A 21,780-nucleotide genomic window follows, 5' to 3' on the forward strand; every position below is an offset into this window, starting at 1 on the left:
TACTTGAGGGCGTGCTAAGTCCCGGTGAGTTCCTCCCCGCTCTGTACGTCAACCTGAGAGATTCCGCCGGTGCGCACCAAGAACCGTGCGTACCCGCTTGCCCCGTCGGTGTCCGCCCGCGTCACTGCGGCGGGCGAGCTCTTCAGAGTGGCCTGGTGCGGCGGTACGGGTGCCTGAGAGATTCCCGGGGAGGGTTTGCTCCTTCGGCGACGACGCGGTGCACACGCACCCGCCATGCTCTCCCGCCGCACTGTGACGGCCAATATGGTCACTCCTAGTCTGGCACAACCCCGGGCAGCACAAAGCCCCGCACCGAAAAATGATGCGGGGCTTTGCGAGGTGATGTCACCGGCAGCGGCCCTGACGGGTCGAGCTACGCGGGACGAGCCGCGCGCGAGGCGCGGGGAATTACTTGAGGGTGACGGTAGCGCCGGCAGCCTCGAGGGATTCCTTGGCCTTGTCGGCGGTCTCCTTGTTGGCACCTTCCAGAACGGGCTTGGGAGCGCCGTCCACGAGGTCCTTGGCTTCCTTCAGGCCGAGGGAGGTCAGGGCACGAACTTCCTTGATGACCTGGATCTTCTTCTCGCCTGCGGATTCCAGGACGACGTCGAACTCGGTCTTCTCTTCCTCGGCAGCGGCTTCGCCGCCGGCTGCGGGAGCGCCACCGGCCACGGCCACGGGGGCGGCAGCGGTGACGTCGAAGGTCTCCTCGAAGGCCTTGACGAACTCGGACAGCTCGATGAGGGAGAGCTCCTTGAAAGCCTCGATCAATTCTTCGGTGGTCAGCTTAGCCATGGTGTTGGCTCCTTCTTTTACGTGATTGTCAGTACCCGCGGGCACCGACGAGGTTTTGCGTGGTGATAGAACACGGGTTCGCCCGGCCGGAACCGGAACCCGAAACCCAGGGGTCCCGTGAGGGATCAGGCGGCGTTCTCGCCCTGTTCCTCGACCTTGGCACGCAGGGCTTCTGCGGTGCGTACGGTCTTGGACAGCGGGGCCTGGAACAGCGCGGCAGCCTTGGACAGGGACGCCTTGGCAGCGCCTGCAACCTTGGCCAGCAGAACCTCGCGGGACTCGAGGTCCGCAAGCTTCTTGATCTCCGCTTCGTCCATTGCGACGCCGTCGAGGTAACCGCCCTTGACGATCAGCTCCGGGTTGTCCTTGGCGAAGTCACGCAAGCTCTTGGCAGCTTCGACGGGGTCACCCGAGATGAACGCGATGGCCGAGGGGCCGTTGAGCTGGCCCTCGAACGCGTCAATGCCGACTTCCTTGGCCGCAATTGCGGTCAGCGTGTTCTTCACCACGGCGTATTCAGCGTTCTCACCGAGCGTGCGGCGCAGCGTCTTCAGCTGAGCCACGGTGAGCCCGCGGTACTCCGTCAGGACGGCAGCGTGCGAGTTGGAGAAGAATTCCTTCAACTCCGCAACCGCGGCAGCCTTTTCAGGATTCGCCATGGTGCTCCTTCCTTGCTTGTGTATGCCGGATTCTCGTGATCCGCTTCGGAACACAAAAAAGCCCCGCGCAGATGCCCGGGGCTCGACCTGATACACATCGCACGCGGTGTGCACCGCGAGACGCTGTTGAAAAGATTCGTGCTGGTTCACCTGCGCTGGCCATTCCCCGTTTCCGGAGAACTCTTCGATCCCGCATGCTTGCGCACGCGTGATGACCGGCGGTCTTAGGTACGTCCCAATGTACCCGACCGATTCCGGCCGCGCCAAATCGGAAACGCGGCCGTTGCTGCAGCGGATCCGGCGGCGCGGGGCGATCCTAGTCCGTGATCCGCTCCGGGTGCGTGTAGACGTTGCAGGTACCCCGGCGGTTGAAGCCCACCACGGTCACGCCGTGTTCCCGGCCGTGTTTCACCGCGAGCGCCGAGGGCGCACTGACCGCGGACAGCACCGGGATCCCCGCCATCGCGGCCTTGCTGACCAGTTCGAAGGATGCGCGGGCGGAGACCTGCAGCACGCAGTCGTTGAGGGGTAGCCGGTCGTGATGCATGGCCCAGCCGATCACTTTGTCCACCGCGTTGTGCCTGCCCACGTCCTCGCGGACCACGAGCGGCTCGGACGAGGACGCCAGGAACAATCCCGCGGCGTGCACTCCCCCGGTGGCCTCGAAGACTCGCTGGTGGGTGCGCAGTTCATCGGGTAACTCCACGAGTCGCCGGGCACCCATGACCGGGCGTACGGGAGGCACGGGGTACGAACTGGGTTTGACGATCTCCTCCATTGACGACGTCCCGCACACCCCGCACGAGGACGAGGTGTATACGTTGCGCGCCGCGGTCCTCGTGGGGCCCGGTGCGCCCGGTACGAGCCGCACGTCGATCACGTTGTAGGTGCGGTGGCCGTCCTGGTCCACTCCGGAGCTGTAATCCATGCCCGCAATATGGGCCATGTCTCGTACCACGGCCTCGCTCAGCAGGTAACCGGGAACCAGTTCGAAGTCATGTCCGGGGGTCCGCATGGTCACGGTGAACTGCTCGCCGTTGAGCCGGATCTCCAGCGGCTCCTCCCCCGCGAGTTTGTCCGGGCCGGTGAACTCCTCACCAGCGGCGGATAATCTGCGCACGCGAGCCGGAACCACGATTCTGCTGACCATGAGAACTTATCCGTCCAGTCCCACCCACGAATGGGTTCCGTCCGTGTACGTCTGTCGTTTCCAGATGGGCACGCGCGCCTTGATCAGATCCACCAACGCGTCACACGCGGTGAAGGCTTCCTTGCGGTGGGCCGAGGCCACCGCAGCCTCCAGGGCGCTGTCCCCCACGACCAGGGCGCCGATGCGATGCTCGGCCCAGATCCTAACGCCCGGGAACTGCGCGGCGATTTCCTCCGCGACCTGACGCATCACGGTGTCCGCGTCCGGGTGGGCGCTGTACTCCAGCCCGGTCACACCGGTGCGGCCGCCGTCGTGGTCGCGGATGACCCCGCTGAATCCCACCACGGCCCCGCACTCGGCGGCGGTCACCGCATCCTGTGCCCGGGCGGCGTCGAGGGGCTCGGTGGTGATGTGCGCGTGCAGGACTCCCGACGTCACCGCAGGGTCACGCACCGCGGTCGGTGCGCCGCCGGATGACTCGCTCGGACCGGTACTGCGTTGGTCGCCATGCCCGTGGACGTCTTCCAACTGGGCGCTGATGTGATTCAACAGTGGCTCGAGTACCGCCATCCCGTCTTTGACGCCGCCCTTCGAGCCGGGCAGGTTCACCACGAACGTCTTGCCCGTGTGACCCGCCACCCCGCGGCTCATCACGGCGGTGGGGGTCTTGGCCAAGCCCTCGGTCCAGAGGGCATGCATGATCCCGGGGGATTCCCGTTCCAGGATCCGTGCGGTGGCCTCCGGGGTGACGTCGTCCGAGTTCAGCCCGGTGCCGCCGCTGGTCACGATGAATCGAGGGCGTTCGGCCAGTGGCGTGTGTTCGGTCAGTTCCCGCAGGGTCGCCTCCACGTCGGGGCCGTCCGCGATCACACGCACCGGGTCCACGCTCAGCCCCATGCCGACCAGCCAGTCGTGCAGGATGGGCCCGCACAGATCCTGGGCCTCACCGCGCGCGGCGGAGGAAGAGACGATCACGACCGAGGCGCGGCGCCCGGACAAATGCACTCCGTGCGACCCGTCCCGGGGCGACTCGTGGTCCTTGTCCGTGTGCGAGGTGGCCCGGCGCTCACCGGCCGCTCGGTGGTCCCGGTTCACGATCTGCTCCAATCGCCGCTCTTACCACCGGATTTGGCCACGACCTGGATGCCCGTGATCCGGGCAGCCTTGTCCACGGCCTTGATCATGTCGTACAGCGTGAGTCCCGCCACGCTGGCGGCTGTCAGTGCCTCCATCTCCACACCGGTGACGCCGCGCGTTTTGACCGTGGCCGTGATGCTCACCCGGTCCTCACCCGGGGTCAGGTCCACCGTCACTTTGGACAGCGGCAGCGGGTGACACAGCGGAATCAGGTCGGGGGTGCGTTTGGCCGCCATGATCCCGGCGATCCGCGCCACGGCCAGAGCATCCCCCTTGGGCAGCTCACCGGTGGCCAGCAGCGCAATGACGTCCGGTCGGGTGATCACATCGGCCACGGCCGTGGCCTCGCGGGAGGTCACCGCCTTCTCGCTCACGTCCACCATGTGCGCCGTGCCGTCCTCGCGCACGTGCGTCAACCGGTCCTGGTGCTCATTCACCGGCCGCCTCCCCTCCGATCGTCCCGCCGTGGACGGGCAACATGTGTACGCGTGTCCCGGCCGGGAGCTCATGGTCCCCCGCCGGGATCCAAAGCACCACGTTAGCGCGTGCGGCTGACATCAACAGGTGCGACGACACTCCCCCCACACAGCGCACCGCAGGTTCCCCGGCGGCCCCCTCCGCCGCGGTGTCGAGGACACCACGGCGGAGCTGGGTGCGGCCGGGCAGGCCCCGGACCGGTTCAGTGAGGACGGCAGAACCCCACAGCGGTGGAGCACAGCAGCCCCACACCCGCGAGAGCGCCGGCCGCAGGAACACTTCGCACGAGACCCAGGTGCTCACGGGGTTCCCCGGGAAGCAGATCACGGGCACGCCTCGGTACTGACCGCATCCTTGCGGCCCGCCCGGTTGCATGGCCACGTGCCCGAACCACATGTTCGCATCACGTTCCAGGCTCACGCGAACCACTTCGAAGGCACCGGCGCTGATCCCTCCGCTCGTCACGATCAAGTGGACGGCGGAGCTGTCCACGTACTCGCGCAGCCGCCGGGAGAACTCGTGCGGGTCGTCCGTGACGCTGAGCATGGTGACCGAGGAAGCTCCCGCTTCCCCGAGCCACGAGGTGAGCAGCGAACCGTTGGCGTCGTAAATGGCCCCCGGCGTCAGCGGCGTTCCGGGCCAGAGGACTTCGTCGCCGCCGGTGATCACCAGCACCGACGGGCCGCGCCGCACGGTAACGGTTGCGGTCTCATCCATACCCAGGGCCGCACACGCACCCAGGGCTGCGGGTCCCAGGACGGTACCGGCGGGTAAGGCCACGGCGCCGCGTGCGACGTCGCTGCCCTCGGCGCGCACGAACGTTCCGGGCACCGAGTCGGCGGCCACCTCCGCGGAAATGGCAATGCGATCCGTGTCGAAGGACGGCGGGGTCACTCGTTCCACGGGTATCACCGCGTCCGCGCCGCGGGGCAGTGCGGCCCCGGTCATCACGGCCACGGCGGTCGCTGGCGCGAGCGCGGATGGGGCGGACCCGGCGGCCTGCATTCCCGACACGGGCAGGGTAATAGCGGGCTCGGTAGGACCCGCCGACCGAAGATCGGCGGCGCGCACCGCGTAACCGTCCATCTGCGAATTGGTGAACGGCGGCAAGGGGATGGGCGCCCTGAGATCCCGCGCGAGAACGGCGCCCCGCGCCCGGGCGAGGGGTAATTCGACAGTGGCCGCGGCGGCGTCGTACCCGAGCTCGAGCGTTGCCCGGACGGCTAAGGCGTGGTGTTCGATGCTGCGACTCATACTCCTACCCTAAGCGGGGTGGACAGACGCTTTAGACTGGTCACATGTCCGTTTTCCTCGGTATCCCCCAGGCGCTACCGGTCCAGGGCGTGCCCGATCACGGCCCCCTGGCGGATCGTTTCGGGCGCGTGGCCACGGACCTGCGCATTTCCATCACGGACAAATGCAATTTGCGGTGCACCTACTGCATGCCCGCGGAGGGCATGGCATGGTTGCCTAAGACGTCCCTCATGACCACGGACGAGATCGTGCGGCTCACCCGCATTGCCGCCCAGGAATTCGGGGTCAAAGAACTGCGCCTCACCGGAGGTGAGCCGCTGATCCGACCCGACCTCGAAGACATCGTGGCCGCGGTGACCGAGGCGCTGCCCGAGTTTCCCGTGTCCATGACCACCAACGGCATCGGGCTGGCCCACCGCGCCCGGGGGCTGGTCGCCGCCGGGCTGACCCGCGTGAACGTATCCCTGGACACCCTGTGCGCCGAGACCTACGCGAAACTCGCGCGCCGCCACAAGCTCAGCGAGGCTCTCGAGGGTGTCGCCGCCGCGCAGGCCGCGGGTTTGGCCCCCGTGAAGCTCAATGCCGTGCTCATGCGGGGCGTCAACGATCGCGAGGCACCCGAACTGCTGCGCTGGGCGCTCGAGCACCAATGCTCCCTGCGGTTCATTGAACAAATGCCGCTGGACGCGGACCACGGCTGGACCCGCACCAACATGGTCACGGCGGCCGAGATCCGGGAGCAGTTGAGCGAGCACTTCGACCTGAGCCCGGATGAGACCCCCCGCAACGGTGCCCCCGCCGAGAAGATGCTCGTGCGCGTACGCGGCGGCACCGAAGTGCTCGGCACCGTGGGCATCATTGCCTCCGTGACCGAGCCGTTCTGCGCGGACTGCACCCGCACACGCGTCACCGCGGAAGGCCGCGTGCGATCCTGCCTGTTCTCCCACCACGAGACGGATCTCATGCAGTTACTGCGTTCCAATGCCACCGATCAGGACATTGCCCAACGCTGGCGCGCCGCCATGTGGGTCAAACCTCGGGCCCACGGCATGGATCACGCGGGACTCGACTCCGAGGACTACGTGCAACCAGACCGCAGCATGAGCGCCATTGGAGGCTGACACAGCAGTGCTCGTTCGCTACTTCGCGGCCGCGGCCGCATCCGCCGGTACCGAGCAGGAAGAGGTGATCGCTCACGCGACCATGACCCGCTCCGAACTGCAGCAGGTGCTCACCACTCTGCACCCGGTGGCCCCTCCCGGGGAGAAAACCCTCGCGCAGGTGCTGCCGCAGTGTTCCTGGCTGGTCAACGGGGTGCGCCACCAGGATCCGGAATCCACCATTGCCCCGGCGTCCACCGTGGACGTGCTGCCGCCCTTCGCCGGTGGCTGAGCCCGCTCCGGTCCCGCACGCGTGGTGGCGCGGGATCACCCCGGCCGCCCACGCCCGCCGCACTCAGGCGCAGCAGCTGGCCCATGAACTGGGCCGAGCGGTGGCCGCCACCCTGCCTCCCAGCACGTCCGTGGGACTCCCCGCGGCAGTGGGGGCCACCCTCGCCCAGGATGTGCGGGCGCTGTGCCCCGTACCGCACTACACCTCCAGTGCAATGGACGGCTACGCGGTCTGCGGTTCCGGGCCCTGGCGACTGGTCGACGGTGATCCCACTGTCCATGACGCCGCCTCGACCGCTGCCGTCCGGTTGACCCCCGGACAGGCCGTTCCCGTGGTCACCGGCGGTGTGATCCCCGCAGGGGCCGAAACCATCATTCGCGACGAGTACGCGGTGCGCTCCGGGAACGAGCTGGTATTCGACGAATCCGGGCCCCGCTCGGAACTGGCGGGGCGGCATATCCGGCAGGCGGGCGCCGAGTGTTCCGCCGGTGACGTCATCCTCACCGCCGGCACGGTGGTGACTCCCGCGGACGTGGCTTTCGCCGCGGTGAGCGGAGTGGACACCCTGCCTGTGGCACCGGTGCCCGCCGCGCGCTTGCTCCTCACCGGCTCGGAGGTGCAGGTCTCGGGGGTTCCTGCACCGGGGTTCGTCCGTGATGCCTTCTCGCCGTCCTTGCCCGCCGTCCTCGAGACCCTGGGGGCCCGCGTGGCTGCCGTGGAACGCCTCCCCGATGACGCGGCGGCCTTTGCATCCGCTCTCGAAGACGCTGTGGCCCATCACCTGCCCCTGGTGATCACCACCGGCGGCACCGCTCGCTCACGGACCGATCACGTGCGGGCCCATCTCGAGCGGCACGCGACCGCGATCATCGACGAGCTGGATCTACAACCGGGCCACCCCACAGTGTTTGCGGCATGTTCTCCCGGCACCGCGGTCCTGGCCCTGCCCGGTAACCCCCTGGCCGCCATGACCGCGCTGACCCTGTTGGTGATTCCGTTCCTGCACGGAGTCCTGGGTCGACCGGTTCCGGCCAACCCCCGCGTGTGCGTGGCGCATGACATTCCGGGGGCACCCCGCGAACGGCTACTCCCCGCGGTGCAGGGGGCCGACGGCGCGTGGTCACTGTGTCGGGACACCGGCGCCAACATGCTCAGCGGATTGTCCCGCGCCGATGCCCTGCTGAGCGTGCCCGTGGAGGGTTTGTCGGCGGGCGCCCGGACCACCGCGCTGGTTCTGCCCTGGTAGGACGGGTCAGTCGGCTCGGAAGTCCCGCAGCCACACGGCTGACTGGCCGGCGTCCTGGAAACCCAGCTGCGCGTTGACCCAGTTCATGCGGTCATTACCGGTGTGGGTCCACGAGTACACCGTGTCCACTTCCGGCTGCACCTCGGAAAGCTGCTTGAGGTTGGTGATCTTCAGACGCATCCCCAGCCTGCGCCCACGATGCTCACGGATTACCAGGGTCTCGTCCTGCAACGCCAGCGTGGGACGGTGTTGCGCCAGAATGAGCTCGGTCATGCCCACCAGTTCGCCGCTCTCGCGCTCCTCGGCCACGGCCATGAGCGAGCGGTCGCCGTCCTCCGCGCGCAGCCGCTCGGTGCGACGTACGCGTTCCGCATCCCAGGGATCCGGATCGCTCACGATCGGTTTGACGAATGAATCACTGGGGAGGCGGGCATGCAGACGAGCCAGTGGCTCCAACAGTTCTTCCGGGGCGGAACCCACCCACGTGTGAAGCGCGTAGCGTTCCACGAAGGGAACGTCTTGCAATGAGCTCTCAATGGAGTCGAGACGGTCCTGGGACAGCGGCACGTCCAGCAGAGCAAAGCTGCTGACCGTCTGCAGCTCGTAACCGGCGTGCTGCGCGAAACGCGTTTGACGATGGCTCGCGGGCAGTTGGCCGGAGCCGTCCGCAGCGCTAAGCCATTGGACGCCCACTGCGTTGCTCTCCCCACCCATGACACTGCCGTCGCCGGGCCCCGACGGGGCCCGTAGCTCGGAGGCCGGGTGCTCGGTGATGAGACGGATCACGCGCCGCGACTCGCCGTGGGCCAGCTGTTCGGCCGCGGACAGCAGGGAACGCCCGATGCCTTCGGACAATTCATCCGGGTCGACATCCACCACGATCTGCGCACTGTCCGTCTCGGCGATCAGGGGCATGCGCACCTCGGCGCGGCCGACCAGTCGGCCGTCCATGTAGGCGCACAGAATATTGACGCGCTCATAGGGGTCCTTGAGGTCCCGGAAAATGTCGTGGGCGTCGTTGCTGAGCTCCGCGGTACCCCACACGTAACGTCTCGACAGCTGCACCAGGGCCGCCACTTGCCCGAGTTGATCCTGTGCAGCCTCATCGAACCCGTCAGGGATACGCAGCAGCTCAATGGTCAGCGCTGATGTCTGACTCACGTGGAACTCCTTCCGCGTTCCGACCTGTTCGGAACGAACCCGCTCTCCGCCGATCATGCGTCATTGCATTCGGCACGAGATAGCAAGCGTACTGCTCAGTTTACCGTGGCCCTCCATGGTGCGGCGGAAGGGCCCGGCCATGATTGGTCCGAGCCCTTCCGTCACGCTTTTCAAACGGGCCGTTCACCGGCACGAACGAGGATCACGGCTCGTTGACCACCTCGGTGGCATTCGGATCCACGGGAACACCCGGGCCGAACGTGGTGGCCACGGTGGCCTTGGTGACGTAACGACCCTTGGAAGCGGAAGGCTTCAAACGAAGCACCTCTTCCAGAGCCGCACCGTAGTTCTCCGCCAACTTCTGGGTGTCGAAAGACGCCTTGCCAATGATGAAGTGCAAGTTGGAGTGCTTGTCGACACGGAAGTCGATCTTGCCGCCCTTGATGTCACCGACAGCCTTGGCCACGTCCATGGTCACGGTGCCGGTCTTGGGGTTCGGCATGAGGTTACGGGGACCCAGAACCTTACCCAGACGACCGACCTTGCCCATCATGTCCGGGGTGGCCACGGCGGCGTCGAAATCCACCCAGCCGTCCTGGACCCTGGCGATCAGGTCATCGGAACCCACGTAATCGGCGCCGGCTGCCTCGGCAGCCGCAGCCTTGTCCCCGGTTGCGAAGACGACCACGCGGGCGGTCTTACCGGTGCCGTGGGGCAGGTTCACGGTGCCGCGAACCATTTGATCGGCCTTGCGGGGGTCAACGCCCAATCGCATGGCCACCTCGACGGTGGGGTCGGACTTGCTGCCTGCGGCCAATTCCTTGGCCAGTGCGACTGCCTCGGCGGGGGCGTAGAACTTGCCCTCTTCGATCTTGGCTGCAGCCGCCTGGTATGCCTTGCTGCGCTTTGCCATCTGCTTGTTCTCCTTGTGCAGTTGTGGTCTGCGGACCGCGCTCGGCCCTGCCACGGGAAAATGTCTGGTACTGAGAGCCGGCTAGAGCGCTCAGGCAACCTCGATGCCCATGGAACGGGCGGTGCCGGCGATGATCTTGGCAGCTGCCTCGACATCGTTGGCGTTGAGGTCTTCCTTCTTGGTCTCGGCGATTTCACGGACCTGGTCCATGGTGATCTTGCCGACCTTGTTGGTGTGGGGCACACCGGAACCCTTGGCGACGCCAGCAGCCTTCTTGATCAGCTGCGCAGCCGGCGGGGTCTTGGTGACGAAAGTGAACGAACGGTCCTCGTACACGGTGATTTCCACCGGCACGATGTTGCCGCGCTGGGATTCCGTGGCCGCGTTGTAGGCCTTGCAGAATTCCATGATGTTGACGCCGTGCTGACCGAGTGCGGGACCCACGGGAGGGGCCGGGTTGGCGGCACCTGCCTGGATCTGCAGCTTGATCAGGCCAGCGACCTTCTTCTTGGGAGCCATGTGATGGTCCTTTGCTTGCTGTACGTACCGCCGCACAGGAGCGTACGACGGCGGGTGGTCACCGTGGCGCGGTGACCGAACGGAAACGCCCCGGACCAAAGCTCATCCGGGGGTGTCCGAAAACTGGGGGCGAGATCAGATCTTGGTGACCTGGTGGAAGCCCAAGGTGACCGGGGTTTCGCGCTCGAAAATGGACACCAGCACCACGAGCTGCTGGGATTCCACCTTGATCTCGGAGATCGTGGCCGGGAGGGTCTCGAACGGGCCTTCCTTCACGATCACGGACTCGCCGACCTCGAAGTCCACGGTGACCGCAGGCTCCGCGGCGCCGGAAGCGGCACCGCCACCGGAAGTCTCGCCCAGGCCCTTGGCCTTTTCCGGGGTCTCGAAGACCGGTGCGAGCATCTCGAACACTTCGTCCATGCGCAGCGGCACGGGGTTGTAGGCGTCCTGGCCCACGAATCCTGTGACGCCCGGTGTGTGGCGGACGGCACCCCATGAGGCGTCGGTGAGGTTCATCCGAACCAACACGTATCCGGGGATGCGAACGCGGCGCACGGTCTTGCGCTGTGCGTTCTTGATCTCCACGACCTCTTCCATGGGCACCTCGATCTGGAAGATGTCCTCTTCCATGTTGAGGGACTGGATACGGGTCTCCAGGTTGGTCTTCACGCGGTTCTCGTAGCCGGCGTAGGTGTGGATCACGAACCAGTCGCCTTCCTGACGGCGCAGCTGGGACTTGAACTCCTCCACGGGGTCCACTTCGTCGACGGCGTCCTGGTCCTCGGCGTCCTGATCCTCGGGGTTCGAGGGCTCTGCCTGGTCCGCGTCAGAGGTCTCGTTCTCAGCCGGGGTCTGCTCGACCTCATCGGCAGTGGCGGACACGCTCTCGGCAGCCTCCGACTGCGCAGCATCCGCGGCGGCGGACTCGGGCTGCGCTGGCCCGGTGGCTTCGTTTTCGAGCTCGTGGTCGGTCACTGGAGATTCCTGCTTTCTGTGGACGGCTAGAAGTTGGGGTGGTCTCAGGCCTGGTCGCCGTTGCCGAAGACCCAGATGGCTACCTGGCCGAAGCCCAGATCCAGAAGGGAGATCAACAACATCATGAAGGCCACGAAGACCAGCACGACCAGAACGAAGTTGACGAGTTCGCGACGCGACGGCGCGACGACCTTCTTGAGCTCGCCGATGACCTGTCGAAAGAACAACCAGATGCGACCAAAAAAGCCCCGCTGCTGGTCCGATCCAGCGGGTTGGTCCGAGGTTTCTCCGGTAACGGTGTGCGACATCGGCTCTCCCCTGCGTGGATTGGTTCCCGGCGGTGGTTTATGTGCCGTTGTAGGTCTGAAGCAGGGCAGACAGGACTCGAACCTGCAACCTGCGGTTTTGGAGACCGCTGCGCTACCAATTGCGCCACTGCCCTTCAGTTTGCGGCTTGCTCACACAAAACCACCAACACGGTGCATGAGCTTAGCACTTCCGCACGAGGGATCCGGCACGGGTCCGCATCCGGGCGCGCGAAAGTAAACGCACCAACAAATGATCTTACGCGTACGGCCGCTATCGTGCAAAGAATGCGGATGCCCGCCTAAACTGAGACGCGAGCGCCTTCTGGCTGCGCAGTCAAGGCGGACGCTGTCACCGAACCGAGGAGAGTTGACCACCATGCCCCCAGCTCAGCAGCGAATTTCTCGCAAGATCGGCGCGATTGCCGAGTCCGCGACCCTCGCGGTGGACGCCAAGGCCAAGGCACTCAAGGCCGAAGGGCGGCCCGTGATCGGTTTCGGGGCCGGCGAGCCGGACTTCTCGACCCCCGATTACATTGTCGAGGCCGCGGCGCAGGCACTCGAGGACCCCAAGAACTTCCGATATAGCCCCGCCGCGGGTCTTCCCGAGTTGCGCCAGGCCATTGCGGACGCCACCGCCCGCGATTCCGGGTGGAGCGTGGACCCCTCACAGGTGCTGGTCACCAACGGGGGCAAGCAGGCGGTCTACGAGGCGTTCCAGACCGTGGTGGACGAGGGCGACGATGTCCTGTTGCCCGCCCCGTACTGGACCACCTACCCGGAGGCCATCCGCCTGGCCGGCGGCAACCCCGTTGAGGTCTTCGCCGGCGCGGATCAGGATTACAAAGTCACCCCGGAGCAGCTCGAGGCCGCCCACACCGAGAAAACCAAGGCGCTGCTGTTCTGCTCACCGTCCAACCCGACGGGTTCCGTGTACACCGCCGAGGAGACCAAGGCTGTGGGCGAATGGGCCGCGTCCAAGGGCATCTTTGTGATCAGCGACGAGATCTACCAGCACCTCACCTACGACGGCGTGGAGTTCACCTCCATCGCCCAGGCCGCTCCCGAGCTGGGCGAGCACCTGATCCTGCTCAACGGCGTGGCCAAAACATATGCAATGACCGGCTGGCGCGTGGGCTGGATGGTCGGCCCCAAGGACGTCATCAAGGCCGCCACCAATCTGCAGTCCCACCTCAGTTCCAACGTGAACAATGTGGCCCAACGGGCGGCGCTGGCCGCCCTGAACGGGCCCACGGACCAGGTGACGCGGATGCGCGAGGCCTTCGATCGACGTCGGCGGATGATCGTGGACGGTCTCAATGCCATTGACGGCGTAGTCTGCCCCACTCCCACCGGCGCTTTCTACGCGTACCCCGACGTGACCGGATTGCTGGGCCGCGAGTTCGACGGTGTCACGCCCCGAACCAGTGCAGAGCTCGCCAACATGATCTTGGAGCGCGCGGAAGTGGCCGTGGTCCCGGGAGAGGCATTCGGCCCGTCCGGGTATCTGCGCCTGTCCTACGCTCTGGGCGACGACGACCTCGCCGAGGGCTTGTCCCGCCTGCAGAACGTTCTGGGAGCCAAGTAAATGAACCTCAAGCAAACACTGCACGCCGTGGACCAGCAGTTGCCCTCCCCCGTGCAACTGCCCAGTGCGGCCGTGGTGGCCGGGGGTCTGACCGGCGGTTACGCCGTGGCCCGGTGGACCAGGGTTCGGGCCCTGGGTGGAGTGGTGCTCCTGGCCAACGGCGTGCTGGCCGGGCGCACCTGGTACACATCGGCCGGGCCCGCCACCACCGCGGGACTCAGTGTGCTGTACCTCGCGGGCTTCGGAGTGTCCCACCCGCTGGCCAAGAAGATCGGCGCGTGGCCCTCCGTGTTCGGTGTGGCCGCCGGTAACGCTGCGGCATCCTGGTTCCTGGTGGACCGCCATAACTTTGCCCGAACGGTGAAGCACTGAACGAGCTCGCCCGAGCGACCCCCAACACGGGCTGGGCCCCGCACCACGTGGTGCGGGGCCCAGCTTGTAGTTCACGACCGGTAGCCGTCAGTCGTCCACGGCGTCGCGGCCACGACGGACGATCAGCGGGTCCGGCGGGTAGACCACCGAGGTGTCCTTGTCCTCGTAGTCGAACTGGTTGAGGAAGTAGCGCATGGCGTTGAGGCGAGCGCGCTTCTTGTCATTGGACTTGATGGTGATCCACGGTGCGTGGTCCGTGTCCGTGCGTCGGAAGGTCTCTTCCTTGGCCACGGTGTAGTCCTCCCAGCGGTCCAGGGACGCCAGGTCCATGGGCGAGAGTTTCCAGCGGCGCACCGGATCGATCTGGCGGATGGCAAAGCGTGTGCGCTGTTCGTGCTGGGTCACGGAGAACCAGAACTTGGTCAGGTGGATACCGTCATCCACGAGCATCTTCTCGAACGTGGGGGCCTGCTTCATGAAGCTCTCGTACTCCTCATCGGTGCAGAAACCCATGACGCGTTCCACGTTGGCCCGGTTGTACCACGAGCGGTCGAACAGCACAATCTCACCGTTGGTGGGCAGGTGCTGGATGTAGCGCTGGAAATACCACTGACCCAGTTCCCGGTCCGAGGGCTTGTTCAGCGCCACGGTACGCGCGGCACGCGGGTTGAGGTGTTCGGTGAAGCGCTTGATGGTGCCACCCTTGCCGGCGGCATCGCGGCCCTCGAACACGATCACGTGCTTGAGGTCGTTGTCCTGGCCCCAGTACTGGAACTTCAGCAACTCGATCTGGAGCTGATACTTCTCAAGCTCGTAATCTTCCCGGGACATCCGCTCGTCGTACGGGTAGCCCTCGCGCCACGTCTCCACGGCGCTTCCACCTGGATCAATGAGGTCCGGGTCCGGGGATTGACCGTCCCGCACCGTGTACCCCTGTTCCACAAGTTTGTCGATGAACTCGCGGAGGTTCTCCCGTGCCGGTTCCTGCTGCGGGGTCATATGTCCTCCTAGTGGCTTGTGCCGCGGGCGGCACCTGTGTGCGTCTCCCCAGCAATTCTAGGTGGCGGGGTTAACGAGTCTTGAACACGGCGCGGTAGCTCTCCTTATCGGCCCCACCCGCGACTCATTAGACTGAGCGGTGAAGATTCAACACTCGATCACCGAGGAGCGCTGAAGCACGCATGAGAATTGGCCTGATGACGAGCGGCGGAGATTGCCCCGGATTGAACGCCGTGATCCGCGGTGCTGTTCTGCACGGGATCAAGTCCTACGATCACGATTTCGTGGGGTTCCGTGACGGTTGGCGCGGTGTGGTCGAGGGGGACATCATGGAGCTCCCCCGCCAAAGCGTTCGTGGCCTCGCACGCCAGGGCGGCACCATTCTGGGCACCTCGCGGACCAACCCCTTCGACGGCCCCCATGGTGGCCCGGAGAACATCGCCAAGGTCCTTGAGGCCAACCGGATCGATGCGATCGTGGCTATCGGCGGCGAGGGCACCCTTGCGGGTGCCAAGCGCTTGGCGGACGCGGGATTGCCCGTGGTGGGCGTCCCCAAGACCATTGACAACGATTTGAAGGCCACCGACTACACGTTCGGTTTCGACACCGCCGTGTCCATCGCAACCGACGCCATGGACCGGCTGCGCACCACCGGCGAATCCCATCACCGCTGCATGGTGGCAGAGGTCATGGGCCGCCACGTGGGCTGGATCGCCCTGCATTCGGGGATGGCCGCCGGCGCCCACGCGATCCTGATCCCGGAGCACCGCGAGTCCATGGAACAGGTCTCCAAATGGGCCAAGGAAGTGTACGACCGAGGTCGTGCCCCCCTGGTGGTCGTTGCCGAGGGGTTCATCCCCGAGGGCTACGACGAGGCCATTGCCGGTAAGGGACAAGAGGCCTCCGGCCGGCCGCGCCTTGGCGGGGCGGGTGACTTCGTGACCCAGCAGATCGAGGAGATCACCGGGATCGAAACCCGCAACACCACGCTGGGCCACATCCAACGCGGAGGTGCCCCCACCGGTTTCGACCGCGTGCTCGCCACCCGCCTGGGCATGGCTGCCGCCAGCATGGCCGCCGAACACGAGTGGGGAAAGATGTGCGCCCTGCGCGGCACGGACGTGGTCCGCGTGGACTTCAGTGAGGCGCTCGACGGCCTCAAAGCCGTCCCGCTGGAGCGTTACGAAGAAGCCAAGGTGCTGTTCGGCCGGTAGGCCCCCGGCGGCGTCGGCGGGCACGGTGGCCCCAGAGCGATCGCGAGTCCCGCCGTACCTCCGCGCGGTCACGAACCGCGCTCACAATGAATTGCGGCGGATCAGGAATAGTCCCGATCCGCCGCAATGGCGTTTCCGTGTGACGTCAGAGTCGCATCCCGCCGTCGCGCGGACCCCGCATGAGGTTCTTGGGTCGGCCAACCACCGAACCGGCATCCGGCTGAACCACCACGGTTTGAGCGGCAGACCATTGTTCGGCCACATCGCTGCCCCGGGTGCCTTCTTGCTCCGGGTGCTGCTCGACCGTGTCCCGCACCAGCAGGTCGGCCTGCGGGTCCACGTTGCGCTTGAGTACCGCCAGGGCAATGGGGCCGGCTTCGTGATGCAACCGGGCGGACGTCACGCGCCCGACCACCTTGTCGTTGAGGACCACGTCCGCGCCGGCTGCCGGCAGCGTGTGCTGGGAACCGTCCAGGTCCAGGAACGTGAGTCTGCGCGGCGGGTGCCCCAGGTTGTGCACGCGGGCCACGGTCTCCTGGCCCTTGTAGCACCCCTTGGACAGGTGCACCGCGGTGCGCATCCAGTCGAGCTCGTGGGGAATGGTCTTGGCGTCCGTCTCGGCACCCCAGCGTGGTCGCCAGGCCGCGATACGCAGCGCCTCCGCCGCCCAGGACCCGGCCGGGGTGCAATCCTGCTCCTCCAGGGCTGCGGCCGCGGTCTCCAGAGCGTTCATGGGGACCAGGTGTTCGAACCACGGGCGTTCGAACCCGGGGTGGTCCGGGGCCGCGCTGTAGGCATAGCCGCCGGGGGAGATCTCGGGCCAGGGGTCGCGCCACACGACCACGGCCTCCGACGCCGCCCGCGGGCCTTCCAGCGCGGCGGTCAATTGCGCGCTCAGGTCCTTGGTCGCGGCGATCACGGCCCACTGGGAGCTGACGTCCGCGACCTCGACGCGCATGGCGAACCTCATGGACTCCAACCACGCCGCGAGCCCGGGAGCCTCCTGAGCCTCGGCAATGAGCCACGTGGTGGTTCCGTCGTCCACGGCGTGGGGTGCGAACTCGACCCTGCCCTGGATGCTGAGGAACATTGTCTCGGTGCTCTGCCCGGGCTGGAGACCCGTGAGCACCTGCGAGGACAGCGTGGTGAGCCAGCTGAGCCGGTCCGCGCCGGTCACCGTCACAACCCCGCGCTGGGATTGGTCCACGTACCCCGTGCCGCGATCCAGCGCGCGCTGTTCGGGAACGGGGTCCCCGTAGTGGCCGGCCACCCCCTCGTCCAGGTTGTCTGCCGCCACAGCGCCGGGGCGCGAGAGGAGAACGGATCGGTACGAGGAATCAGCGGAAGTCACTGGTGCGAATCAACCTTTTTCAGTTCGGCGGAGGCGTGCGTGGCCAATTCATGACCGTTGGCGGCCATGTCCCACGCCCACATGAGGTTCCCGTTGACCAAGCCGTACAGCCTGGTTCCGGAGGCGTACTCCTTGGACCCCTGGGCACGCATCACGGCGTCCGTGGCGAGGTCCACACGGGGTCCCTTGATCTGCCCGAGGTAGAGCTCGGAAATACCACCCGGGTGAAGCATGGAGACGGAGATGTCGAAACCACCGTCAGCATTACGCAGGTCCTCGACGTCCTGAGCGGTCTTCAGGACCGGCACGGGGTCGGGAGGCAGCATGCCGGGGCCGATATCCCCGTCCTCGCGAGGGCGAGCGAGTTCCCAGAAACCCTGTTCGTAGGTGGCTTCGCGTTGGGGTTCGCCCTCGTCATTGAGGAGCGTGGTCTGCGCGCGGTACACGACGAACGGCAGATTGTGTTGCTCGAACGTGACCCGCTGCAGGAACGCGCGCTGTTCGGCGTCTCCGTAGCCCATGAAGCCCTCGCCCTCCCAGGTCCCCAGGAGCCAAGCGAACGGCACGAGCTCCGGAGTGAGATTGGTGGGGATCTCGACGGGCATGGGTTTAGAGCTGGCCCTTGAAGAGACCGGTGATGACCTTCAGAGCAATACCGCCGATCGCGAGACCGGCCAGAACCAACAGGACGAGGTAAAAGATTTCGAGTGCAAGCATGGTTCTAAGCTACCACGGTGGCCAGTATCCGACCGGCGAACAGCGCTGCCACACCGAGTAGTGCAACGGGTGTTACGCCCAGGGTCAGCAACCCCCTGCGCTCAGGTGTCTCCGGTGCCGCGGAAATGATCCGCACACCCACCACACCGATGATGAGGGCGAGCGGCAAACCCACGCCGGTCATGGTGACCCAGGTGCCCAGCCCGTAGAGCTCCTCCACGTGACTGAGCCCGATCCAGCCCGAGGCGCTCACGGCGGCCAGGACACCCGTCACGGAGGCCAGGGTGGATTCCAACCGGCCCGTGGCTCCTTCACCTCGCACCAATTCGGCCACGCACACGATCATGAAGGCCACGCCCACCACGGCCGGGAGCCAGATGAGCTGCTGATCCGGGACGAAGTTCACCAGGGAACACGCGCCCACGCCGGCCGCGGCAATGATCACGTTGTGCCGGCGGCGGGCCTTGATCCCTGTAGCCGCGGGCCACCCCACCGCGATCACCACGGCCATCACCACGGAGACGATCAGCGGAAGCAATCCACCCAGCACACTGGCACCGAGGGCAAGAATCAGCGAGCCGGCAGCCGCGCCGATGATCCTTGCGTATCTCATGGGTGTCCTCCGCGCACGGTCTGGGGCAGATGTTCCCTTCAGCCTAACCGCCCCGAACGTGGGAACGGGTCAGCACGCCTACTGGCCCGGGCAACGAGGTTCCCCATGTCCGTGAAAGTTACGGCACCGGTGAAATATTTATAATGGTCGTCATAGCCGCCCGGGGGAATTCCCTTGGTGGACTCCCCTCACCATCAACGGGATGATCCGTGCTCCAGATTGTGCTGCTCAGCGATGAAACCAATGCGCTCGCCACTGTTCTTCCCGGTTTGGAACTTCTCTCGCACCAAATAGACGTAGTGCCGCTCAGTTCCTCGGGGGCCCTTAAACGCGTGCGGCAACCGGATGTCGTGGTCCTGGACGGCACCACCAACATGGTGGCCGCGCGCAACACCGCCCAGAGTTTGGCCGCCCGAGACACATCCGTTCCCGTGCTCCTGGCTTTGACCGAGGGCGGGATGGCGGCCGTGGCGGCGTCGTGGTGTGTCACGGACGTGGTGCTGCACACTGCCGGGCCCGCGGAGATCGAGGCCAGATTGCGACTGGCGAGCGTCCGAGGCCCGGACGAGGCGCAGGACGAGTCCGTGATCAGGGCCGGTAACGTGACCATCGACGACGGCTCGTACACCGTCAAGATCGGCGGTGCCCCGCTGAACCTCACGTACAAGGAGTTCGAGCTGCTCAAATACCTTGCACAGAACGTGGGCCGTGTCTTCACCCGCGCCCAGTTGTTGTCGCAGGTGTGGGGGTACGACTATTACGGCGGTACACGCACGGTGGATGTCCACATTCGAAGGCTGCGCGCGAAATTGGGGGCCGATCACGAACACCTGATCACCACGGTGCGTAACGTGGGGTACAGCTTCACGGCGGGCCGGGACAGCGAGTCCTGACGCGCCGTCCAACCGCTCACAGTGGAGGTATGTCATGGCCGTGACCATTCTCAGTCAGGACGGGGTTCCCGATCCCGCAGCCTTGACGGATCTGGCTCAACGAGCCACCCGCGCCGACGGCGATCCCCCGTTCTCGGATCAGACGCTCGTTGACGTGCGGTCGGCCAGGGCGGGGCTTCGCTCGGTTATCGCGACCGAGGACGGCGCCCTGGTGGGTGTCGCGGTCATCAACCCGGACTCGGACCAGGCCTCCACCTTCACCGTGGAACTCGTGGTGGACCCCGAACGTCGCGGCGCCGGGATCGGCACAGCCCTGGTACGAGAGGTGCGCGGGCAGGTCGAGGGCACGGTGGAAGCCTGGGGCCACGGTGATCATCCGGGGGCCCGGCGACTCGCCGAGACCTACGGGCTGACGGCGGTACGCGACCTGCACCGTTTGAGGCGACAACTGCGCGGGTCCTCCGACCTTCCCTTGCCGGTGGATCTGACCGAGGATCTCGAGATCCGGCCGTTCGAACCGGGCCGCGACGAGAACGGGTGGCTGAGAGTCAATGCACAGGCGTTCTCGGATCACCCGGAGCAGGGCAAAATGACCCTGGACGACCTCCATCAGCGAGAGGCCGAGGAATGGTTCGACGCGCCCGGATTCCTACTGGCCGTAAGGGCCGATGACCCCGAGGACATCCAGGGCTTTCACTGGACCAAGATCCACCCCGCATCGGACGGCTCCCCCGCAATGGGTGAGGTCTACGCCGTGGGTATCGCCCCGGAACAACAGGGCCGAGGACTCGGCAAGGCGCTGACCGCCGCGGGCGTCAATTACCTGGCCGACCAGGACCTTGAGAACGTGATGTTGTACGTGGATGGGGACAACACTGCCGCCATGGCCCTGTACGAAAAGCTTGGTTTCGAACGGTGGCACCTGGATGTGATGTTCCGGGGCGAGATCACCGGATAACATCTGAGAGGCGCCGTCCCGCCCCATCGGGTGAAGGAACGCGTGCCACCTTGGTCCATCAGACAGAGAGCGGGTCATGGCAAGAAGTAATGCCTCCGGAAAGTTTGACGTCTACGCCGCAGGCTGTCTGTGTTGGCGCCGCAGTGCGGGCGAGCTTCAGGTGCTGGTCATCCACCGGCCGCGTTATGACGACTGGTCCTGGCCCAAAGGCAAACAGGACAACGGTGAGACCCTCCCGGAGACCGCTGTGCGTGAACTGCGCGAAGAAGTAGGCCTGTCCGTGCGCTTGGGTGTGCCGCTGCCGGCGATCCGTTACCAGGTCAAGGACCAGGCCAAACTGGTGAAGTACTGGGCCGCGGAGATCTCGGCTTCCGCGCGGGCCACACCGGATCACGGTGAGGTGGACGAGCTGCGGTGGGTGAGTGCGGACCGGGCTCACACAATGCTCAGCAACGCGGCCGACCGTGAACCCCTCGACGAACTGGTGGCCCTGCATCGCAACGGCACCCTGGCGACCCGCCCCGTCATCATTGTGCGTCACGCCAAGGCGAAGCCCCGTTCCTCCTGGCAGCGCGCGGAGGGCGATCGTCCCCTGGCGGCCACCGGCAAGCGGCAGGCCCTGGCCGTCACACGGTTGTTGGCCGCCTGGCAACCCAGGAGGGTTCACACCTCCCCGTGGTTGCGTTGCATGTCCACGGTGATTCCGTACGCCAAGAAGTACAACGCCAAGGTCAAGGAACGCTCGCAGTTGACGGAGGCGGCCCACAAGCGCTCCCCCAAGAAGGCCGCAGCGGTGGTCGAGCAGCTTTTCGACACGGAGCACCCCGCGGTGCTGTGCACCCATCGTCCGGTCCTACCCACGGTGCTCAAAGTACTTGCCCGTCACATGCCCGGCTCCATGGTCGAGCAGTTACCCGATGCGGATCCGTACCTTTCCCCCGGTCAAATGATCGTGCTTCAGATGCCACGGAACCACAAGGGCCGGGCCGTGAGTTGTGAGATCATCACCCCGTTCGACGACTGACCCGTGAGTCAGTGCGGCCGGCGGCCTCCGGCCCGGTAACACCGGCCGGACCCGTGGCCGGTCTG

Annotated in this window: 24 protein-coding genes, 1 tRNA gene and 2 riboswitches; of the genes, 9 read left to right on the top strand and 16 right to left on the bottom strand. The window is 66.1% G+C overall.

Features of this window, described 5'->3' with window-relative positions; genetic code table 11:
* Positions 1–31: 31 nt before the first annotated feature.
* A riboswitch (glycine riboswitch) is annotated at positions 32–151 on the bottom strand.
* Positions 152–255, bottom strand: a riboswitch (glycine riboswitch).
* A gap of 153 nt (positions 256–408) precedes the next feature.
* The 6 genes from rplL to AC3ENJ_RS05985 all read right to left on the bottom strand — a co-directional run bounded on the left by rplL (position 409) and on the right by AC3ENJ_RS05985 (position 5,472).
* On the bottom strand, positions 409–795 hold the full coding sequence (gene rplL, locus AC3ENJ_RS05960; RefSeq protein WP_431813382.1) for a 50S ribosomal protein L7/L12: 387 nt from the start codon (positions 793–795) through the stop codon (positions 409–411).
* A 125-nt stretch (positions 796–920) separates the two neighbouring features.
* Entirely contained in the window at positions 921–1,454 is a 534-nt protein-coding gene (rplJ, locus tag AC3ENJ_RS05965) for a 50S ribosomal protein L10 (RefSeq protein WP_190781333.1), read from the bottom strand.
* Between the two features lie 316 nt (positions 1,455–1,770).
* The gene (gene fdhD, locus AC3ENJ_RS05970) at positions 1,771–2,604 is read right to left on the bottom strand and encodes a formate dehydrogenase accessory sulfurtransferase FdhD (protein ID WP_190781332.1); all 834 of its coding nucleotides are present in this window, start codon (positions 2,602–2,604) and stop codon (positions 1,771–1,773) included.
* 6 nt (positions 2,605–2,610) lie between these two features.
* Complete coding sequence (locus tag AC3ENJ_RS05975) at positions 2,611–3,699, bottom strand: molybdenum cofactor biosynthesis protein MoaE (RefSeq protein WP_431813383.1); 1,089 nt, start codon at positions 3,697–3,699, stop codon at positions 2,611–2,613.
* Positions 3,696–4,178: a cyclic pyranopterin monophosphate synthase MoaC gene (moaC, locus tag AC3ENJ_RS05980; RefSeq protein WP_431813384.1), complete on the bottom strand. Its 483-nt coding sequence runs from the start codon at positions 4,176–4,178 to the stop codon at positions 3,696–3,698. The genes AC3ENJ_RS05975 and moaC overlap by 4 nt, the downstream gene beginning before the upstream one ends.
* On the bottom strand, positions 4,171–5,472 hold the full coding sequence (locus tag AC3ENJ_RS05985; RefSeq protein WP_431813385.1) for a molybdopterin molybdotransferase MoeA: 1,302 nt from the start codon (positions 5,470–5,472) through the stop codon (positions 4,171–4,173). The genes moaC and AC3ENJ_RS05985 overlap by 8 nt, the downstream gene beginning before the upstream one ends.
* Positions 5,473–5,516: 44 nt before the next feature.
* Between AC3ENJ_RS05985 and moaA the strand changes: the two genes are divergently transcribed.
* Genes moaA through AC3ENJ_RS06000 form a run of 3 tightly spaced genes read left to right on the top strand, consistent with a single transcriptional unit; the run spans position 5,517 to position 8,110 of the window.
* Positions 5,517–6,593 carry a GTP 3',8-cyclase MoaA gene (gene moaA, locus AC3ENJ_RS05990; RefSeq protein ID WP_431813386.1) on the top strand — a complete coding sequence of 359 codons (1,077 nt, stop codon included), beginning with the start codon at positions 5,517–5,519 and terminating at the stop codon, positions 6,591–6,593.
* A gap of 7 nt (positions 6,594–6,600) precedes the next feature.
* Positions 6,601–6,864 carry a MoaD/ThiS family protein gene (locus AC3ENJ_RS05995; RefSeq protein ID WP_431813387.1) on the top strand — a complete coding sequence of 88 codons (264 nt, stop codon included), beginning with the start codon at positions 6,601–6,603 and terminating at the stop codon, positions 6,862–6,864.
* Positions 6,857–8,110, top strand: coding sequence for a molybdopterin molybdotransferase MoeA (locus AC3ENJ_RS06000; protein ID WP_431813388.1), 1,254 nt, complete (start codon positions 6,857–6,859; stop codon positions 8,108–8,110). The genes AC3ENJ_RS05995 and AC3ENJ_RS06000 overlap by 8 nt, the downstream gene beginning before the upstream one ends.
* A 6-nt stretch (positions 8,111–8,116) precedes the next feature.
* On the opposite strand, the gene AC3ENJ_RS06005 is transcribed toward AC3ENJ_RS06000, so the two are convergent.
* The 6 genes from AC3ENJ_RS06005 to AC3ENJ_RS06030 form a co-directional block, all read right to left on the bottom strand.
* Complete coding sequence (locus AC3ENJ_RS06005; protein ID WP_431813389.1) at positions 8,117–9,271, bottom strand: GNAT family N-acetyltransferase; 1,155 nt, start codon at positions 9,269–9,271, stop codon at positions 8,117–8,119.
* A gap of 202 nt (positions 9,272–9,473) precedes the next feature.
* Entirely contained in the window at positions 9,474–10,184 is a 711-nt protein-coding gene (gene rplA / locus AC3ENJ_RS06010; protein ID WP_431813390.1) for a 50S ribosomal protein L1, read from the bottom strand.
* A 90-nt stretch (positions 10,185–10,274) separates the two neighbouring features.
* The gene (gene rplK / locus AC3ENJ_RS06015) at positions 10,275–10,703 is read right to left on the bottom strand and encodes a 50S ribosomal protein L11 (RefSeq protein WP_190781324.1); all 429 of its coding nucleotides are present in this window, start codon (positions 10,701–10,703) and stop codon (positions 10,275–10,277) included.
* A 135-nt stretch (positions 10,704–10,838) separates the two neighbouring features.
* On the bottom strand, positions 10,839–11,681 hold the full coding sequence (gene nusG, locus AC3ENJ_RS06020) for a transcription termination/antitermination protein NusG (protein ID WP_431813391.1): 843 nt from the start codon (positions 11,679–11,681) through the stop codon (positions 10,839–10,841).
* Between the two features lie 44 nt (positions 11,682–11,725).
* Positions 11,726–11,989 carry a preprotein translocase subunit SecE gene (gene secE, locus AC3ENJ_RS06025; protein ID WP_190781322.1) on the bottom strand — a complete coding sequence of 88 codons (264 nt, stop codon included), beginning with the start codon at positions 11,987–11,989 and terminating at the stop codon, positions 11,726–11,728.
* Between the two features lie 61 nt (positions 11,990–12,050).
* Positions 12,051–12,123 (bottom strand) — tRNA-Trp (locus AC3ENJ_RS06030).
* 242 nt (positions 12,124–12,365) lie between these two features.
* Here AC3ENJ_RS06030 and AC3ENJ_RS06035 point away from each other — a divergent pair.
* Positions 12,366–13,574, top strand: coding sequence for a pyridoxal phosphate-dependent aminotransferase (locus AC3ENJ_RS06035; RefSeq protein ID WP_190781321.1), 1,209 nt, complete (start codon positions 12,366–12,368; stop codon positions 13,572–13,574).
* Positions 13,575–13,946 (top strand): hypothetical protein, encoded by a 372-nt coding sequence (locus AC3ENJ_RS06040; protein WP_190781320.1) that lies wholly within the window; start codon positions 13,575–13,577, stop codon positions 13,944–13,946.
* An 87-nt stretch (positions 13,947–14,033) separates the two neighbouring features.
* Here AC3ENJ_RS06040 and ppk2 read toward each other — a convergent pair whose 3' ends face one another.
* Positions 14,034–14,945, bottom strand: a complete 912-nt coding sequence (gene ppk2 / locus AC3ENJ_RS06045) for a polyphosphate kinase 2 (RefSeq protein ID WP_190781319.1) — start codon at positions 14,943–14,945, stop codon at positions 14,034–14,036.
* Positions 14,946–15,127: 182 nt separating this feature from the next.
* On the opposite strand from ppk2, the gene AC3ENJ_RS06050 reads away from it, so the two are divergent.
* The gene (locus tag AC3ENJ_RS06050; protein WP_190806830.1) at positions 15,128–16,159 is read left to right on the top strand and encodes an ATP-dependent 6-phosphofructokinase; all 1,032 of its coding nucleotides are present in this window, start codon (positions 15,128–15,130) and stop codon (positions 16,157–16,159) included.
* Positions 16,160–16,304: 145 nt separating this feature from the next.
* Here the strand turns inward: AC3ENJ_RS06050 and ygfZ are convergent, their stop codons facing one another.
* From ygfZ to AC3ENJ_RS06065, 3 genes are all read right to left on the bottom strand, one after another.
* Entirely contained in the window at positions 16,305–17,510 is a 1,206-nt protein-coding gene (ygfZ, locus tag AC3ENJ_RS06055; protein WP_190781317.1) for a CAF17-like 4Fe-4S cluster assembly/insertion protein YgfZ, read from the bottom strand.
* Positions 17,507–18,115, bottom strand: a complete 609-nt coding sequence (locus AC3ENJ_RS06060) for a nitrobindin family protein (RefSeq protein WP_431813392.1) — start codon at positions 18,113–18,115, stop codon at positions 17,507–17,509. The genes ygfZ and AC3ENJ_RS06060 overlap by 4 nt, the downstream gene beginning before the upstream one ends.
* A 116-nt stretch (positions 18,116–18,231) precedes the next feature.
* Positions 18,232–18,840, bottom strand: coding sequence for a hypothetical protein (locus AC3ENJ_RS06065; RefSeq protein ID WP_190781315.1), 609 nt, complete (start codon positions 18,838–18,840; stop codon positions 18,232–18,234).
* Between the two features lie 209 nt (positions 18,841–19,049).
* Here AC3ENJ_RS06065 and AC3ENJ_RS06070 point away from each other — a divergent pair, with 209 nt between their 5' ends.
* The 3 genes from AC3ENJ_RS06070 to AC3ENJ_RS06080 all read left to right on the top strand — a co-directional run bounded on the left by AC3ENJ_RS06070 (position 19,050) and on the right by AC3ENJ_RS06080 (position 21,715).
* Positions 19,050–19,733 carry a response regulator transcription factor gene (locus AC3ENJ_RS06070; RefSeq protein WP_190781314.1) on the top strand — a complete coding sequence of 228 codons (684 nt, stop codon included), beginning with the start codon at positions 19,050–19,052 and terminating at the stop codon, positions 19,731–19,733.
* Between the two features lie 34 nt (positions 19,734–19,767).
* Entirely contained in the window at positions 19,768–20,691 is a 924-nt protein-coding gene (gene mshD, locus AC3ENJ_RS06075; RefSeq protein ID WP_190806826.1) for a mycothiol synthase, read from the top strand.
* 76 nt (positions 20,692–20,767) lie between these two features.
* Positions 20,768–21,715 carry an NUDIX hydrolase gene (locus AC3ENJ_RS06080; RefSeq protein ID WP_190781312.1) on the top strand — a complete coding sequence of 316 codons (948 nt, stop codon included), beginning with the start codon at positions 20,768–20,770 and terminating at the stop codon, positions 21,713–21,715.
* Positions 21,716–21,780: the final 65 nt, after the last annotated feature.

Source organism: Kocuria sp. cx-455 (assembly GCF_057707085.1).

Coding starts and splice junctions, on each gene's coding strand:
- moaA (WP_431813386.1), top strand. CDS start 5,517: ATGTCCGTTTTCCTCGGTATCCCCCAGGCGCTACCGGTCCAGGGCGTG.
- rplA (WP_431813390.1), bottom strand. CDS start 10,184: ATGGCAAAGCGCAGCAAGGCATACCAGGCGGCTGCAGCCAAGATCGAA.
- fdhD (WP_190781332.1), bottom strand. CDS start 2,604: ATGGTCAGCAGAATCGTGGTTCCGGCTCGCGTGCGCAGATTATCCGCC.
- AC3ENJ_RS06035 (WP_190781321.1), top strand. CDS start 12,366: ATGCCCCCAGCTCAGCAGCGAATTTCTCGCAAGATCGGCGCGATTGCC.
- ppk2 (WP_190781319.1), bottom strand. CDS start 14,945: ATGACCCCGCAGCAGGAACCGGCACGGGAGAACCTCCGCGAGTTCATC.
- AC3ENJ_RS06080 (WP_190781312.1), top strand. CDS start 20,768: ATGGCAAGAAGTAATGCCTCCGGAAAGTTTGACGTCTACGCCGCAGGC.
- AC3ENJ_RS06065 (WP_190781315.1), bottom strand. CDS start 18,840: ATGAGATACGCAAGGATCATCGGCGCGGCTGCCGGCTCGCTGATTCTT.
- AC3ENJ_RS06060 (WP_431813392.1), bottom strand. CDS start 18,115: ATGCCCGTCGAGATCCCCACCAATCTCACTCCGGAGCTCGTGCCGTTC.
- mshD (WP_190806826.1), top strand. CDS start 19,768: ATGGCCGTGACCATTCTCAGTCAGGACGGGGTTCCCGATCCCGCAGCC.
- secE (WP_190781322.1), bottom strand. CDS start 11,989: ATGTCGCACACCGTTACCGGAGAAACCTCGGACCAACCCGCTGGATCG.
- rplL (WP_431813382.1), bottom strand. CDS start 795: ATGGCTAAGCTGACCACCGAAGAATTGATCGAGGCTTTCAAGGAGCTC.
- AC3ENJ_RS05985 (WP_431813385.1), bottom strand. CDS start 5,472: ATGAGTCGCAGCATCGAACACCACGCCTTAGCCGTCCGGGCAACGCTC.
- rplK (WP_190781324.1), bottom strand. CDS start 10,703: ATGGCTCCCAAGAAGAAGGTCGCTGGCCTGATCAAGCTGCAGATCCAG.
- AC3ENJ_RS06050 (WP_190806830.1), top strand. CDS start 15,128: ATGAGAATTGGCCTGATGACGAGCGGCGGAGATTGCCCCGGATTGAAC.
- AC3ENJ_RS06040 (WP_190781320.1), top strand. CDS start 13,575: ATGAACCTCAAGCAAACACTGCACGCCGTGGACCAGCAGTTGCCCTCC.
- rplJ (WP_190781333.1), bottom strand. CDS start 1,454: ATGGCGAATCCTGAAAAGGCTGCCGCGGTTGCGGAGTTGAAGGAATTC.